The organism is Corynebacterium suranareeae, assembly GCF_002355155.1.
In the GTDB taxonomy this organism is placed as follows: Bacteria; Actinomycetota; Actinomycetes; order Mycobacteriales; family Mycobacteriaceae; genus Corynebacterium; species Corynebacterium suranareeae.
Genome location: NZ_AP017369.1, coordinates 2659393 through 2674822, shown reverse-complemented (window position 1 = coordinate 2674822; position 15430 = coordinate 2659393). Strand labels below are relative to the sequence as shown.

The following is a 15430-nucleotide window of genomic DNA, read 5'->3' as shown; positions in this document are numbered from 1 at the left end:
AGTTTATGGCGTAGATCATATTTTGCATGTGTTCCAGCTCACTGTCAATAGGTAATTTTGAGAAAGTGTCACCTAAGGCCTCTGAGCTGCGGGTATTTGAACCCAGTTGTGAGGTGAATATGGGACAATGAGCACGTGACTCTACGATCAGCATTACTAGCTCTGTTAAGCTCTGGCCCTTTGACCGGATATGAAGCCTCTCAACGATTTGGGGCCTCGGTGGGCTTTGTGTGGAGCGGATCTGATTCGCAGATCTACCCAGAGCTGAGAAAAATGGAGTCGGAAGAACTGCTGGTGGGATCTGAAGTTCCGTGGGGCTCTAAAGGAGCTACGAAAACGGAATACGCCCTGAGTGAAAAAGGGTGGGAAGCGCTAAGAAAAGCATGGCAAGACCCGATTGTTTATGGCCCCACCAGGGACCCCGCTCGGCTAAAGGCTGCCTATTTTGAAGTTGGTTCGCAAGATGATGCACGCCGACATTTAAGGGCACACATCGCTCACTTTGAACAAGTAAAAATTCAATCCGAATCAATGATTGAGGAACTCAAAGCCAAAACCCATCCAACTCTGGCTAGACGCCTTGCACGTTCACCTCAAAGTGAGCATGAACGCATCGTGGCATTCAAGGTGTTCGCCTATGAAGGGCAGATTATCCGGGCGCGGGCAGAAATTGAATGGGCGGAAAAGGGATTGGCACTGCTAGGGGAAATTTAGTGGGCCCCTAGTTTTCAAAGACATCCGTGTCAAAGCTGTACACGCTGTCATCTGCTTCTGGTTCGGTGGTCTTGCCACCAACCACCAGGTAGCTAGAATTGCCGGTGTTTTGGATATTTGAGGTCAAAAACGCCAACACGGTATCCACAACAATGCGCTTCATGCCCTCAATATTTGCCTCAGATTCTAGATCAAGAGCGTAAAGGTTTTTCAACGTCTTTTTGTTGGACACGCGATAGTAAGCAAGGGAACTGATCAAAACCAGGACGTCCTCCGCTGAAATTCCCGGACGGAACGCGCCAGCATCTTGGCCCAACATTAAAAGCTTGTCTAAATTAAGCAGTACGTTGGACTCATCTGAATATGCAGCTGTGGAATCTACTCCATCTTGAGCTTGCAAATTCTCCATCAATAAAAGGCGCACGGCCTCTGGATGCTTAGTGATGCAGGTGTAAACAGCTTCAACAATTTTGCGGACACCATCGACCGGCACAGCGGAATCAAGTTGCATGGCCTCAGCTTCTGGGCGAAGCAAATTTAACGCGTGGGCCACGGTCTTTATATACAGGCCTTTTTTATCGCCAAAGTGGTAGTGGATCATGCGCTTGGACATGCCTGATGCCTTGGCAATTCTTTCCAGCTTTGTTTCGCTGAACCCTTGTTCGGCGAAAAAGGTCAAAGCTGTGGCTACTACTTCTTCAGGAGTGGCGGAATGTCCAGAGTCGGATTCTGTGTAGTCGCTACCGTTCGGGTATAGATTTTCGGCATCTCGATCCGATGTCGCCATAATCGATCAATTCCTTCCGGGTACTTAAAAACAAGAATACGTGATAGTGATAGTGCAAAAATTAAAGATCACACCATCAGGAAATCCCACCTAACATCTATAAATGGTGCCCGAAATCGCGTGAAATTGCTTGTACACCGCGCTGATTCTTCCGCAGGAATCGATATTTCGCAGGTAAGGGGTACATATTGGGGCAATTCGGGGGTGATTTCTAGGTATCGCCAAGATCACCTAAAACTGGTGGCTGTTATCTTTTGGTCGGGATAGCATGGAGTCTTAGTGGACCCCCTACAAGGATTGAGGATTGTTGATGAATTCCCCGCAGAACATCTCCACCAAAAAAGTAACTGTCACCGGCGCAGCTGGTCAGATTTCCTATTCACTGTTGTGGCGTATTGCAAACGGTGACGTTTTCGGAATTGATACTCCTGTAGAACTCAAATTGCTCGAAATTCCTCAAGCTCTTGGTGGGGCAGAGGGTGTTGCAATGGAACTTTTAGATTCCGCATTCCCACTGTTGCGCAACATCACCATTACCGCAGATGCCAATGAGGCATTCGATGGCGCAAATGCGGCCTTCCTGGTTGGTGCAAAACCTCGTGGCAAGGGAGAAGAGCGCGCGGACCTCCTGGCTAACAACGGAAAAATTTTCGGACCACAGGGTAAAGCGATCAATGACCACGCAGCAGATGATATCCGTGTGCTTGTTGTCGGAAACCCAGCTAACACTAATGCGTTGATTGCTTCAGCAGCAGCGCCCGACGTTCCTTCATCCCGCTTCAACGCCATGATGCGCCTTGACCACAACCGTGCCATTTCCCAATTGGCTACAAAGCTTGGTCGCGGATCTGCGGAATTCGAGAACATGGTGGTGTGGGGTAATCACTCCGCAACCCAGTTCCCGGACATTACTTATGCAACCGTTGGTGGGGAGAAGGTCGCTGACCTTGTTGACCACGATTGGTATGTCGAGGAGTTTATTCCACGCGTGGCTAACCGCGGCGCGGAAATTATTGAGGTCCGCGGAAAGTCCTCTGCAGCATCTGCAGCGTCCTCGGCTATTGATCACATGCGTGATTGGGTCCAGGGAACTGAGCAGTGGGCAACAGCCGCCATTCCATCAACAGGTGCTTATGGCATTCCAGAAGGCATTATTGTTGGTTTGCCAACGGTGTCCCGCAACGGCGAATGGGAGATTGTCGAAGGCCTCGAGATCTCCGATTTCCAACGCGCACGGATTGATGCGAACGTGAAGGAACTGCAGGCCGAGCGTGAAGCAGTGCGCGACTTGCTCTAATCTTGAACGCATGACTTCGCTTTTCGACGCCCCAACCCTCCAACGCGTCACCGTTTTCACGGGCTCGGCGCTAGGCAGCTCCTCGCTGTACACACAGTCCGCGCAGGTACTGGCAAAAACCGCCGTTGAACATGGCATTGACCTTGTTTATGGTGGCGGAAAAGTAGGGCTGATGGGCGTCGTTGCCGATGCCTTTCTAGAATCCGGCGGCGAAGCATTCGGTGTTATCACTGAATCGTTGATGAACGGTGAGCTAGGCCATGAAAAGCTCACCGAACTGGAAATTGTTCCAGATATGCATATCCGCAAACGCCGCATGGCGGAGCTGGGTGACGGATTCATTGCCATGCCAGGTGGAGCAGGCACCTTGGAAGAACTTTTTGAAGTCTGGACCTGGCAGCAATTAGGTATTCACCACAAACCTGTCGCACTTTATGATGTCGACGGTTTCTGGCAGCCACTATTAGAAATGCTTGAGCAAATGACTCAGCGCGGTTTCATCAAACGCGACTTCTTTGACTGCCTCATCGTGGAATCTGATCCTCACGAGCTTTTGAAAGCAATGCAGAATTGGACGCCACCTGCACCAAAGTGGTGATTTAATTGCGAGTCGCCTTAGCGCCGAAATAGCTGTTCGCGTGCTTGGTGGCATAAGACCGGCATAGGACCAAACCAGGAGACCCAGAAACATCGTTTTCGACGTTTGTGGGTCTCCTGGTTTGGTGTATCGCGCTCAATACCAGACACAGAGACCCAACATTTAAGTTTTTGAAGATTCTGGGTCTCCTGGTTTGGTCGGGTCGAAATTGTGGCTCTAAAGCTTAAAAGTCATACCTCCCCAGAAGCCCGTCTCACGGGTTTTCAAGGTCAAGTGCATACATAAACAAGCGCCGCATTGGTCGGGTTAGATGGTGTGCTCGACGGTTGTGCCACCGTGGACTTTGATGCGAATTGAGGCTACACCGTTGTCGTTGACGGTGATGGTTTCTTCAACTTCAGGGCCATCAAAATAGGAGATCGCGGTGTTTTCAACGTCAGTGATCGTGGTGTCAAAAGGAATCTTGATTTCGCTAAGGAGGGAAATGTCACCTGGGCTGCCGTCTTCGGCAACCGTGGAGTATTCCACAAAGCGGAACCAGCCAATGTTGTGTACAGCCTTGTATCGGCGGGTGACCACCGTTGCAGAATCAGTATTGGGTGCAATGAGTGGGTCGAAGCTTACGGCTCGTCCGGAATCATGTTCTCTAAAAACTCCGATGCCACGTGCTACGCGGTCTCGAAGGTGGAAACCTGAAGAGGGATCCGCAGCGATAGCAAGTCCCACAGCAGTAGAGCCTGATGGGAAAGGGGAGCGGTGGACTCGGCGTCCGAAGCGTTCCCTAAGCAGCCTGGAAACTAACGGAAGTGACGAGGCTCCACCGACGAGGTAGATTCCTGCAATATCTGAGTCTTTGAGGTCTTCGGCGCCGATGAGTGGTTCCATGACAGCTAGAGATTTTTCGATAAGTGGCGTAGCTGCTTCGTAGAAATCAGAGACAGGCACGGTGATGTCATCGTCGCCGATTTCTAAAATCAATCTGCGTGATTGCGGAACCAAGGCTTCTTTGGCGTTGCGGGATTCGTCGAGAAGCGTATTTTTAGCGCGTTTGCCAAACGCATCATGTTCCCTGCCTGCGGCCTTAAGTGCGCATTGGAGGAGGATTTCATCGAAATCATCGCCGCCTAGGCGGGAAATGCCGATGGAGGAAATAACCTCGTGGTGTGCTCCATCGATACGGATCAAGGAGGAATCGAAGGTTCCACCACCCAAGTCGTAGACCACGATTGCTTGGCGTTTGGAGTTGAGCGTGCGTGCGTGGCGGTGGGTGTATTCGAAGGCTGCAGCGCTGGGTTCGTTGACTAGACCTACTACGGTCACGCCGGTGGCGCTGAAAGCCGACATGGTTAAAAGCCTCTGTGCGCTGTGGGCATTAGCTGGCACGCCAATGACCAACTCAATTGGTGAGGTGTCACCCAGCTGCTCTTGGAATGCGCGCAAATGGGATACAACATTTTCTGCAAAAGCGTGTAACACCTCGCCTAAAGTGCGGGTGTCATCGCCTAACATCACGGGTGAGGCTTCGGTGACATTGGGCTCGGACAGCAAACGCTTGAAGGAGCGAAGAAACGATGGGTGATCTTGCCCGACTTTGATGGCATCCCATCCAGCGACGATTTGATCTGCTTTGAGTGCAACGACCGAAGGGATGAAGTCATGGGTGTCACCCACGTGGTCTTCCACAGTGACAATGGGGTAGTTCCCGCGGTCAACTGCGGCAGCAATAGTGCGGGTGGTTCCCAGGTCAAGTCCAAAGCGCATGAACCTGACCCTAGCAGGATTTTCACCTCGTGCAGTGGAATGAAACCAAATTAGATATACCCCCCAAAAGTATTTGTTTTACATGTTCAATCCACTGCCGGGGGTAGTTAAGAGATTTAACTCACCAATCATTGTGAAAGTGCTGTGCTTCACTGATTAAATTTTCTTGTTGTCTTGATCTATCGGCCATACCCAAAAGGCTGCACTAGTCGCTGCAAACAGCAGTGGGAAACACAAGGAGTTTTAAATTGCGCATAACCAAACAAGTCATCGCGGCGGTGGTGGCATCCACTCTCACCTTTGGGCTGGCATCATGTTCCACAACTGGTGATACAGCAGATGTGAATTACGTATCAGTAAACGGAACGGAACCTCAGCGTGGCCTCATCCCGGGGGATACCAATGAAAACGGTGGCGGGCGCGTAGTGGACATGCTGTACTCCGGCCTTGTCTATTTCGATGAAGCCGGGGTTGCTCAAAATGATTTGGCGGAATCAATTGATCAGGAATCGGATACCACGTATAAAGTCACTTTGCGGGAGGGCATAAAGTTCAGCGATGGATCGGCAATCACAGCGAATGATTTTGTTGCTTCCTGGAATTTTGTTGTGGCAAACGGACTGCTCAACACCTCCTTCTTCTCACCGATCAAAGGTTATGCCGACGGCGTAGAAAGCCTCGATGGCCTTGAAGTGTTAGATGATCGCACGTTCACCATTGAATTGGAACAGCCGGATTCTGAATTCACCCAACGCATTGGCTACTACGGATTTGCCCCAATGCCAGCATCGGCACGTGACGATATTGATGCGTTTGGTGAGAACCCGGTGTCGTCTGGCCCATACAAATTGGAACAATGGGATCACAACGCCGAGCTTAAAGTAGTGGTCAATGAACACTACGATGGCCCACGGATGGCACAAAACGATGGCCTGAAATATGTGTTCTATGCGCAAAACGATGCAGCCTATTCAGATCTTTTGGCCGGAAACTTGGATGTGTTGGATCTGATTCCACCGTCGGCATACACAACCTATGAAGATGAGTTGTCAGGTCGATCGATCAATCAGCCAGCAGCATCGTATTTGGAACTATCGATTCGTATGGAATCGCCGAACTTTGAAGGGGAACAGGGAGGTTTGCGTCGACAAGCAATTTCGATGGCGATTAACCGTGAAGAAATCGCCCAAGAAATCTTCAATGGCACCTACACTCCTGCGCTTGATTTCACCGTACCCGTTTTGGAGGGCTGGCGCGATGACCTAGAAGGCAACGATGTTTTGTTGTTCCAACCAGATAAGGCGCGCGAGCTGTGGGAGGAAGCAGAAAAGATCGAGCCTTTTGAAGGTGAATTGCAAATTAGCTACAACGCGGATGTGCCCAACAGGGAATGGGTCGATGCAGTAGCAAACAGCATCAGCAATGAACTAGGAATTTCTGCGATTGGAAATCCGTTCCCAGATTTCAAATCCTTCCGCGATACTTACCGCACCACTGGACTTGATGGGGCCTACCGCACTGCGTGGTTTGCTGATTATCCAAGCATCGGCAATTTCCTGGGACCTAACTACACCACCGGTGTGGCATCCAATGATTCAAAGTACGAAAATCCAGAATTTGATCAGCTGATCAAAGACGCGGCGGCAGCACCCACAAAAGAAGACACCTTCAAGGCTTATGAACAGGCCCAAGAGATGCTTCTTCGTGATCTCCCAGCCATCCCATTGTGGTACCCAAACGTGGTGGGCGGCTATTCAGAGGCAGTAGATAATGTCTCAGTGAACTGGAAGGCCATTCCTGTTTATTGGGCTATCACAAAGCAATAACCTCACTTACTTAAATCCGGCTACTTGATAACCAAGTACAAGGGTTAAGATGGTCTGCGTGACTGACCAGAATAATGCGAAAACCAGCCAGAACCGCGCAGACAAACTGCCTAAGTCCTGGGATCCTAAAGCTGTGGAAGCGAAGTTGTACCAGGGCTGGGTAGATGCCGGTTACTTCACTGCCGACCCCGCCAGCGATAAGCCGGGATACTCCATTGTTCTGCCCCCACCAAACGTGACCGGCCAGCTGCACATGGGCCATGCGCTTGACCACACCTTGATGGATGCTCTAGCCCGCCGCAAGCGCATGCAGGGTTTTGAGGTTTTGTGGCTTCCGGGCATGGATCATGCTGGTATTGCGACCCAAACCAAGGTCGAGGCGATGCTGAAGGAAACTGAAGGCAAGACTCGCTATGACTATGACCGCGAAGAATTCATCGCGAAGGTCTGGGAATGGAAGCAAGAATATGGTGGCAAGATCGGTGAGCAGATGCGCGCCATCGGCGACTCCGTGGACTGGTCCCGCGAACGCTTCACCTTAGATGAGGGGCTGTCCCGCGCCGTCCAAACGATTTTCAAAAAGCTTTTCGACGCCGGCCTCATCTACCAGGCCAACCGCCTAGTCAACTGGTCGCCCGTGCTGGAAACCGCCGTTTCAGACATCGAAGTTGTCTACAAAGATGTCGAAGGCGAATTAGTATCCATCCGCTACGGCTCACTCAATGATGATGAGCCACATGTCATTGTTGCCACCACCCGTGTGGAAACCATGCTCGGTGACGTCGCTGTTGCCGTGCACCCAGATGATGAGCGCTACAAAGACTTGGTTGGCCAGACCCTGCCACATCCATTCCGCGATGACCTAAGCCTTAAGGTTGTTGCCGACGATTACGTTGATCCTGAGTTTGGTTCCGGTGCCGTGAAGATCACCCCGGCACACGACCCTAATGACTACGCATTGGGCTTGCGCCACAACCTAGACATGCCCACCATCATGGACAAGACCGGACGTATCGCGGATACCGGCACCCAATTTGATGGCCTCACCCGCGAAGAAGCACGCGTGAAGGTCCGTGAGGAGCTTGCAGCACAGGGACGCATTGTTAAAGAAATCCGTCCTTATGTTCACTCCGTTGGACACTCCGAGCGTTCCGGTGAAGCCATTGAGCCTCGCCTGTCTTTGCAGTGGTTTGTCAAGGTAGAAGAGCTGGCCAAGATGTCCGGCGATGCGGTACGCGAAGGCGATACCACCATCCACCCGAAGTCTTTGGAGCCCCGCTACTTTGAGTGGGTCGACAACATGCATGACTGGACTATTTCCCGTCAGCTGTGGTGGGGACACCGCATCCCAATTTGGTACGGACCAAATGATGAAATCATCTGCGTCGGACCTGATGAGCAAGCACCTGAAGGATACGTCCAGGACCCTGATGTTCTAGATACCTGGTTCTCTTCTGCACTCTGGCCATTTTCCACCATGGGTTGGCCAGAAAAGACCCCTGAGCTAGAGAAGTTCTACCCAACATCCGTGCTGGTTACCGCCTATGACATTTTGTTCTTCTGGGTTGCCCGCATGATGATGTTTGGCACTTTTGCAGCGAAGGAAACCCCAGAACTACTTGGGGAAGGCAAAGATGGCCGCCCACAGATTCCTTTCACTGACCTCTTCCTGCACGGCCTGGTCCGCGATGAGCACGGCCGCAAGATGTCTAAGTCTTTGGGTAACGGCATTGACCCTATGGATTGGGTGGAAAACTACGGTGCTGATGCCTTGCGCTTCACTCTTGCCCGTGGCGCTAACCCAGGGGTGGACCTTCCTGTCGGTGAGGATTCTGCACAAAGCTCCCGCAACTTTGCCACCAAGCTGTTCAACGCAACCAAGTTTGCGCTGATGAACGGTGCTGTATCTGAAGGTTTGCCAGCACGTGAAGAACTCACCGATGCTGACAGGTGGATCGTGGACCGCCTGGAGCAGGTGCGCTTGGACGTTGATGCGTACCTAGATAACTACCAATTTGCCAAGGCAAATGAGGAGCTCTACCAATTCGCATGGAATGAGTTCTGTGACTGGTACTTGGAAATTGCCAAGGTCCAGATTCCTCGTGAGGGCACATCTGCACAGGGTGAAAACACCCAAAAGGTTCTCGGCCATGTGCTCGATGCACTGTTGCGTTTGCTGCACCCAGCCATGCCTTTCGTCACTGAAGTGCTGTGGCAGGCTCTCACAGAACGCACCTCAATTGTGGTTTCCGCATGGCCAACCGCAGCCGACACCAACGGCGGAGTCGCCGTGGACGCAGATGCTGCTAGGCGCATGGGCGACGTCGAAAAGCTTGTTACAGAGGTTCGTCGCTTCCGCGCTGACCAGGGCGTTAAGCCTTCTCAGAAGGTTCCAGCTCGCCTAGATTTCGCTGCCTGTGATCTGCAGGATTGGGAAGATTCCGTGCGTTCCTTGGTCCGCATTGACGCACCTGAAGACGATTTCGCAGCATCCGCCAGCATTGAGATCCGTTTGAGCCAAGCAACGATTACCGTTGAGCTGGATACTTCCGGCACTGTCGATGTGGCAGCTGAGCGCAAGCGCTTAGAAAAGGATCTGGCCAATGCACAGAAGGAAGTGGAGACGACCGCTAAGAAACTAGGCAATGAAGCATTCTTGTCTAAGGCTCCTGATGCAGTGGTGGAAAAGATCCGGGTACGTGCACAGATCGCAGCAGAAGAAGTAGCACGCATTAATAAGCGTCTGGAGGAATTGGCCTAGTGGCTAACAATGACGGAATTTTTGATTCCGAAAACGAGGACATCACTTTGGGAGATGTCACCTTGGGCGAGACCGGACTGTCTTTGCCCATCGATCTTGCAGGCGAAGTAGAAGAACCTGCCTCGCAAGAGATCACCCAAGAAGATCTATTGCGTCTTGCCCAGGTGGAAGCAGAGTTGGATCAACGCTGGTTGGAAACCAAAATTGATCCCACCTTCCGACGTATGAGCTACATGATGGATCTGATGGGCCAACCACAGAATTCTTTCCCTGCAATTCACGTGGCTGGAACCAACGGTAAAACCTCAACCACCCGCATGATCGAGTCTTTGCTGCGCGCTTTCCACCGCCGCACAGGCCGGACCACCAGCCCGCACCTTCAGCTGGTAACAGAGCGTATTGCCATTGATGGCAAGCCAATTCACCCTCGTGATTTCGTGCGAATCTACGAGGAAATCAAGCCTTACATGGAGATGACCGACGCCTGGTCAGAGGCCGAGGGCGGGCCAAAGATGAGCAAGTTCGAGGCACTCGTTGCCCTTGCTTATGCTGGTTTTGCTGATGCCCCTGTTGATGTTGCAGTCGTCGAGGTTGGTCTTGGCGGACGCTGGGATGCCACCAACGTGATCAACGCTGATGTTTCAGTAATCACCCCAGTGGGCATGGATCACGTTGATCGCTTGGGCAACACCATTGCGGAAATCGCGGGTGAAAAAGCTGGCATCATCAAGGCACGTCCTGCTTCCGAAGATGGCACAGAGCCAGATGGCAATGTGGTTATCGTGGGCAAGCAGGAACCAGAAGCCATGAACGTCATTTTGCAGCAGGCTGTTGACGTGGATGCCGCGGTTGCGCGTTTGAATATGGAATTCGGAGTTATGGAATCAGCCATCGCGGTTGGTGGCCAGCAGCTGAGCCTCAAAGGGCTGGGCGGCGAATACACCGATATCTTCCTCCCGCTGTCTGGTGCCCACCAAGCAGACAACGCAGCAGTTGCACTTGCAGCAGTAGAAGCGTTCTTCGGAGCTTCTGCCGGACGCCCGCTTGATATCGATACCGTGCGCGAAGGCTTCGCACAGGTCCAATCGCCAGGACGTTTGGAACGACTGCGTTCCGCACCGACCGTGTTTATTGATGCAGCCCACAACCCTCACGGCGCCGCAGCACTTGGTGCAGCTCTCGACCGTGACTTTGAATTCCGTCGCCTCATCGGCGTCATCGGTGTGCTTGGCGACAAAGATGCCCGCGGCATTTTGGAATCTTTGGAGCCATACCTGCATGAAGTTGTCTGCACCCAGACCACCTCAGAGCGAGCATTGGACGCATACGATCTAGCTGAATATGCTCGAGAGATCTACGGCGATGAGCGTGTGCACGTCCAAGAAGATCTTGCCGGAGCAGTAGAACTTGCTATTGAACTAGCAGAAGACACCGATGTACAGTCCGGATCAGGTGTTGTGATCACCGGTTCAATTGTCACTGCCGGCGATGCGCGCACGCTGTTTGGAAAGGAACCCGCATGAGCAAGCGTGAAGAATCAATTGAGTACGGACCACTAGGCAAAGGACACGACCCCCTCAAAGACCCCATGAAGGGAATCCGCGGGGTCATGGCCGGCACGTTGATGATGGAAGCCATCACCCTGGCTTTGGTACTCACTGTGATTCTGCGCGTGGACAACGGCATTTACTGGACTACATTCAACTGGGTTTATGTCTCTGCCGTTGCCCTTGCCCACCTTGTGGCTGCATTCCTGCAACGGTTCAGCTGGTCGATTCCGATGAATATTGTGCTGCAAGTGCTAGCCCTCGCAGGCTTTTTCGTACACCCCTCCATGGGGATTGCGGCGATCATCTTCATCATCGTGTGGGCGTACCTGTTCTACCTGCGCTCAAATTTGATTGATCGCATGAAACGCGGGCTGCTTACCACGCAGCACAGCTAAGCATTTGGGCCCTTTTAGGGCCTTTTTGCTTTTCGACGACTAAAGCCACCTACGCCTGGCTCTTTACCAGCTCAAGATCCTCAAGATTTGGTTTACGGTAACCTTCAAATCCATTCTTCTCCACAAAGCCTTTGACAAATGGACATACCGGAACGACAGTCAAACCAGCTTCTTTAGTGGCTTCAAGGGCTTCTGCCACAAGAATGGATGCCAGGCCTTTTCCGCTGAATTCATCGCCCACAACGGTGTGGTAGAAAATGCGGGAATCATTGTTATCCAGGTATGCAGCAAACCCAGCTGTCACCGCGTCTTCTGGGTAGCTGATCTCAAATTGGTGTTTGTCCTGGTTGTTGGTTACAGCTACTTCGGTGCCATACTTATCTTTTAGAGTCATGCCTCAAAGGATACGGAGATCTTATGTCCTTGGCTGAGGTAGCGGTGGCGGGCAAGTCGTCGTAGCGTTGATAACTATGCGAAACCCTAAGTCTGGCCTGGCATTTTCTGCAGCTGCATTATTCTGCGTCGTCGCGGTGATCACCCGAATTGCGGGATCACCGACAGTAATCCCCATTGTGGCAATTGTGGTGGCGGCAATCGCTTTGTTTGTGGGTTTAAATAATCGGGTGTCCACGAAACTTGTCGATCAACCAGTGGTGTTTACACAAGATCAAGTAGAGCAATTAAAAGAGCTGAAATCACGTGGGCAGGAAGCAGCTGCGATTCGTCAGGCCCAGCTGTGGAGTAGGGGATCGTCCAATGAATCAGTCGCGGATGCTGTGAGGAAACTCTAAGTCGACTTAAGTGCGCGAAGCTGAACACCATTGGGTAGAATCACCCAACATGACTGAACGTACTCTCATCCTTATCAAGCCAGACGGCGTAACCAACGGACACGTCGGCGAAATCATCGCACGTATTGAGCGCAAGGGCCTCAAGCTTGCTGCTCTGGATCTGCGTGTTGCAGACCGTGAGACCGCTGAAAAGCACTACGAAGAGCACGCTGACAAGCCTTTCTTCGGTGAGCTCGTTGAGTTCATCACCTCCGCACCTTTGATCGCGGGAATCGTTGAGGGCGAGCGTGCAATCGATGCATGGCGTCAGCTTGCTGGTGGCACCGACCCAGTTGCTAAGGCAACCCCAGGCACCATCCGTGGCGATTTCGCACTAACTGTTGGTGAAAACGTTGTTCACGGCTCTGATTCCCCAGAGTCCGCTGAGCGCGAGATCTCCATCTGGTTCCCTAACCTGTAATTCTGGTTAAAAAATACTCCCGACCACCATGGCCGGGAGTTTTTTGCTGCCTGGATACTAAAGCAGTGGGTGACCACTAGCAATGGAAATGCGGTTGAATGCATTGATCGCCACGATAGCCCACTCCAAGGCAGCTACTTGTTCCTCTGCAAAAACGCTGCATGCTGTGCGTGCAGCAAGATGGCCTTCCCGAGATTCCAACAGAGTTAAAGATTCTGCCAACTGCAACGCAGCCTTTTCCTCTACGGTGAACTCATCAACCATGTGCCACGCTGCTAGGGCGTCGAGTTTCTTTTCTGGAACTCCGGCTCGGCGTGCAGCAGGGACATGCAAACTAAGACAGGTGCCACAACCATTGATCTGTGAAACACGGACGTTAACCAACTCAATCAAAGAGGTTGGCAGGTCAACCTCGGGATAAATTTTCCGCAGGGTTTTGGTCACTTCGAGCATGTTTTTATAAGGCTCGGGGAAAAATTTATCGATGTAGGGGCCGTGAGCAGAGCGCATTTAATCAATTCTCGTTTCTGGTCGTGCAGTTGGTGCGGGATTCTTACGTGCCTTAATGGCAGCGTTGGGAAGTTCTGGTGCTGGAAGTCTGGTTAGTCCATCACGGCTGTGGCTGATATATCCGTGGGTGACACCAAAACGTTCGGATTCTGCCTGCCATTGCTTACGGTACTCTTCAATTTCGTCGTGGCTGCGGCCGATGAAGTTCCACCACATCACGATGTCTTCTTCGAAGGGTTCCCCACCGAGCAGCACAGTACGTGCTGGGGTGGTGCCGGTATTGCGGATTCTCAACTGGGTTTCGTTGATGCCGGTGTAGGCCAGCTGAGTGGGCTCGACGGTAACACCTTCTAATTGGACCTCGCCGGAATCTACGAGCAGACCGTGTTCAAAGGTGGGATCGATATCAAAAGTGACTGTTTCACCTGGGTTGACGTGGATTTCTGCACCAACGAGTGGGCTAAAAGTATGCACAGGTGACGATTGTCCAAACAGTGAGCCTAAAAAGACACGTGCGGTGCCACCTTCTACTCCAATTTCTTCAGGTGCGAAGTGGTCAAAGCGGCGTGGACCTTGTCGGTCCTTGTCAGGAAGAACCGTCCAAAGTTGCACGCCATGCAACGTGGTGGTGGAAGAAGTTGATACTTCAGTGTGGCAAATGCCGGCACCGGCTGTCATGAGGTTGACCTCACCAGGTAGGACCACGGCGTGGTTTCCGCCGGAATCATGGTGGGTTACCTCGCCTTCAAAAAGCCAGGTGACAGTTTGCAGACCAGTGTGTGGGTGGGAAGCTACATCCATGCCGCCGGTTAGGGAGACATCATCAGGGCCGTAGTGATCAACAAAGCACCAAGCACCGATCAGTGATCGTTGGCGTTGGGGGAGTGTGCGGCGCACCGTCATGGCGCGTGGTCCACCGAGTGGGACTTCGCGGGAGGTGATGATTTCAACGTTTGCACCGTCTTCACACTGTGGATTGAGTGCGGTGCCGGGTGCGTGGTTAGTTATTTGATATTCAACGGGGTGTGTTTCTGCATTGGACATGGGATTCTCCGGGCTTCTCCTGGGCTGAGGAAATCTGCCCTCAAGTATAGCCAAGATTTATGTTGATGTGTCAACAACCTAGCGGCCGGATTCAAGCGCCTTGATTGCAGAAAGCCCTTTTAAAGAGACCTCGATGAATACTTTTGAAGGGTCCCCGCCGGACATAATCGTCGAGCGGCTCACCAGGCCGTGCTGTTCTAATGATCGAGCCACCTGATGTACATCGGCCACTTTTGTGTCCAGTACACGCGCCACCTGCCTGGCCATCACTCGTGTTCCATCCACGGCACCATGGGCAAGTAAGCACCGCACCAAATCGCGGGATTCTGGATGTTCAAGGACCTCTAGATCATCCGAGCGTAGACCATCTAAAGAAGCGCTTTGGGTAAGTTCAGCTAAACGTTCCTTAGCGTGAATATAGGGAAGTCGGTGCGCTCTGTAAGCACCAACGGCTATGGACGCACCGTAGATGCCACCTAACACTGCTGCGGTTGCAATTGGAGGGGCATTAATCAATGAAGGCAGCTCAACTATATCGATAGCCAACGCCGTTGCGGGAATGATCAAGTGCTGTGCAGCTCGCCTCTTATCTCCCTGCGTGGTGTGGATCTTCCAGGCGTCGATATCACGCAGGCCTTTATTTTTTGAAATCGGAAACGGCAAAAGCACAGAAGCAACAGTCAAAATAAGAAGCGGGATTGCTGCCCACGGTTCCACTTCAAAGGACACACGAGTAACTGCAGCAAGGGTGATCAGTGGTAAAAACTTCCACAGCGCTGGGGACTGGGCACCGATCCGTTTCTCTATTTCGTTCATATTCGCCGACACTAGTCAATGAATGCAAGGTTGGCCTATGACTTGTGGAAGAATGGCAGCAGGCCTGCCGAATATAATTTACGGGTCGGAAAATTTTTGACAACACAATTTTAGATTGAT

Annotated in this window: 15 protein-coding genes; 9 read left to right on the top strand and 6 right to left on the bottom strand. The window is 52.0% G+C overall.

Features of this window, described 5'->3' with window-relative positions; all coding sequences use genetic code 11:
- Nucleotides 1-135 precede the first annotated feature (135 nt).
- Nucleotides 136-714 (top strand): PadR family transcriptional regulator, encoded by a 579-nt coding sequence (locus N24_RS12370; protein WP_096457599.1) that lies wholly within the window; start codon nt 136-138, stop codon nt 712-714.
- Nucleotides 715-721: 7 nt separating this feature from the next.
- Here the strand turns inward: N24_RS12370 and N24_RS12365 are convergent, their stop codons facing one another.
- The gene (locus N24_RS12365) at nt 722-1501 is read right to left on the bottom strand and encodes a TetR/AcrR family transcriptional regulator (RefSeq protein WP_096457596.1); all 780 of its coding nucleotides are present in this window, start codon (nt 1499-1501) and stop codon (nt 722-724) included.
- 310 nt (nt 1502-1811) lie between these two features.
- Here N24_RS12365 and N24_RS12360 point away from each other — a divergent pair, with 310 nt between their 5' ends.
- Together N24_RS12360 and N24_RS12355 are read left to right on the top strand one after the other, a co-directional pair.
- Nucleotides 1812-2798: a malate dehydrogenase gene (locus N24_RS12360; protein WP_096457593.1), complete on the top strand. Its 987-nt coding sequence runs from the start codon at nt 1812-1814 to the stop codon at nt 2796-2798.
- Between the two features lie 10 nt (nt 2799-2808).
- Nucleotides 2809-3396, top strand: coding sequence for an LOG family protein (locus N24_RS12355; protein ID WP_096460169.1), 588 nt, complete (start codon nt 2809-2811; stop codon nt 3394-3396).
- A gap of 306 nt (nt 3397-3702) precedes the next feature.
- Here N24_RS12355 and N24_RS12350 read toward each other — a convergent pair whose 3' ends face one another.
- On the bottom strand, nt 3703-5157 hold the full coding sequence (locus N24_RS12350; protein WP_096457590.1) for an Hsp70 family protein: 1455 nt from the start codon (nt 5155-5157) through the stop codon (nt 3703-3705).
- A gap of 248 nt (nt 5158-5405) precedes the next feature.
- Between N24_RS12350 and N24_RS12345 the strand changes: the two genes are divergently transcribed.
- From N24_RS12345 to N24_RS12330, 4 genes are read left to right on the top strand one after another with little or no spacing between them, the layout of a single operon-like run.
- Nucleotides 5406-6983, top strand: coding sequence for a peptide ABC transporter substrate-binding protein (locus N24_RS12345; RefSeq protein ID WP_096457587.1), 1578 nt, complete (start codon nt 5406-5408; stop codon nt 6981-6983).
- A gap of 49 nt (nt 6984-7032) precedes the next feature.
- Entirely contained in the window at nt 7033-9744 is a 2712-nt protein-coding gene (locus N24_RS12340; protein WP_096457585.1) for a valine--tRNA ligase, read from the top strand.
- Nucleotides 9744-11267, top strand: a complete 1524-nt coding sequence (gene folC, locus N24_RS12335) for a bifunctional tetrahydrofolate synthase/dihydrofolate synthase (protein WP_167382110.1) — start codon at nt 9744-9746, stop codon at nt 11265-11267. The genes N24_RS12340 and folC overlap by 1 nt, the downstream gene beginning before the upstream one ends.
- Nucleotides 11264-11689 (top strand): DUF4233 domain-containing protein, encoded by a 426-nt coding sequence (locus N24_RS12330; RefSeq protein WP_096457582.1) that lies wholly within the window; start codon nt 11264-11266, stop codon nt 11687-11689. The genes folC and N24_RS12330 overlap by 4 nt, the downstream gene beginning before the upstream one ends.
- Before the next feature lie 49 nt (nt 11690-11738).
- On the opposite strand, the gene N24_RS12325 is transcribed toward N24_RS12330, so the two are convergent.
- Entirely contained in the window at nt 11739-12083 is a 345-nt protein-coding gene (locus N24_RS12325; protein ID WP_096457579.1) for a GNAT family N-acetyltransferase, read from the bottom strand.
- Between the two features lie 76 nt (nt 12084-12159).
- Between N24_RS12325 and N24_RS12320 the strand changes: the two genes are divergently transcribed.
- Both N24_RS12320 and ndk read left to right on the top strand, forming a co-directional pair.
- A complete protein-coding gene (locus tag N24_RS12320; RefSeq protein ID WP_096457576.1) occupies nt 12160-12480 on the top strand; it encodes a hypothetical protein in 321 nt (106 codons plus the stop codon).
- A 49-nt stretch (nt 12481-12529) separates the two neighbouring features.
- Nucleotides 12530-12940 carry a nucleoside-diphosphate kinase gene (ndk, locus tag N24_RS12315; RefSeq protein ID WP_003859294.1) on the top strand — a complete coding sequence of 137 codons (411 nt, stop codon included), beginning with the start codon at nt 12530-12532 and terminating at the stop codon, nt 12938-12940.
- Between the two features lie 57 nt (nt 12941-12997).
- Here the strand turns inward: ndk and N24_RS12310 are convergent, their stop codons facing one another.
- The 3 genes from N24_RS12310 to N24_RS12300 form a co-directional block, all read right to left on the bottom strand.
- Nucleotides 12998-13450, bottom strand: a complete 453-nt coding sequence (locus tag N24_RS12310) for a carboxymuconolactone decarboxylase family protein (protein ID WP_096457574.1) — start codon at nt 13448-13450, stop codon at nt 12998-13000.
- Nucleotides 13451-14494, bottom strand: coding sequence for a pirin family protein (locus N24_RS12305; RefSeq protein ID WP_096457571.1), 1044 nt, complete (start codon nt 14492-14494; stop codon nt 13451-13453). It lies immediately after the preceding gene.
- A 78-nt stretch (nt 14495-14572) separates the two neighbouring features.
- Nucleotides 14573-15310 (bottom strand): hypothetical protein, encoded by a 738-nt coding sequence (locus N24_RS12300; RefSeq protein ID WP_096457568.1) that lies wholly within the window; start codon nt 15308-15310, stop codon nt 14573-14575.
- Nucleotides 15311-15430 lie beyond the last annotated feature (120 nt).

Coding starts and splice junctions, on each gene's coding strand:
- N24_RS12365 (WP_096457596.1), bottom strand. CDS start 1,501: ATGGCGACATCGGATCGAGATGCCGAAAATCTATACCCGAACGGTAGC.
- N24_RS12360 (WP_096457593.1), top strand. CDS start 1,812: ATGAATTCCCCGCAGAACATCTCCACCAAAAAAGTAACTGTCACCGGC.
- N24_RS12355 (WP_096460169.1), top strand. CDS start 2,809: ATGACTTCGCTTTTCGACGCCCCAACCCTCCAACGCGTCACCGTTTTC.
- N24_RS12350 (WP_096457590.1), bottom strand. CDS start 5,157: ATGCGCTTTGGACTTGACCTGGGAACCACCCGCACTATTGCTGCCGCA.
- N24_RS12340 (WP_096457585.1), top strand. CDS start 7,033: ATGGTCTGCGTGACTGACCAGAATAATGCGAAAACCAGCCAGAACCGC.
- N24_RS12330 (WP_096457582.1), top strand. CDS start 11,264: ATGAGCAAGCGTGAAGAATCAATTGAGTACGGACCACTAGGCAAAGGA.
- N24_RS12325 (WP_096457579.1), bottom strand. CDS start 12,083: ATGACTCTAAAAGATAAGTATGGCACCGAAGTAGCTGTAACCAACAAC.
- N24_RS12320 (WP_096457576.1), top strand. CDS start 12,160: ATGCGAAACCCTAAGTCTGGCCTGGCATTTTCTGCAGCTGCATTATTC.
- ndk (WP_003859294.1), top strand. CDS start 12,530: ATGACTGAACGTACTCTCATCCTTATCAAGCCAGACGGCGTAACCAAC.
- N24_RS12310 (WP_096457574.1), bottom strand. CDS start 13,450: ATGCGCTCTGCTCACGGCCCCTACATCGATAAATTTTTCCCCGAGCCT.
- N24_RS12305 (WP_096457571.1), bottom strand. CDS start 14,494: ATGTCCAATGCAGAAACACACCCCGTTGAATATCAAATAACTAACCAC.
- N24_RS12300 (WP_096457568.1), bottom strand. CDS start 15,310: ATGAACGAAATAGAGAAACGGATCGGTGCCCAGTCCCCAGCGCTGTGG.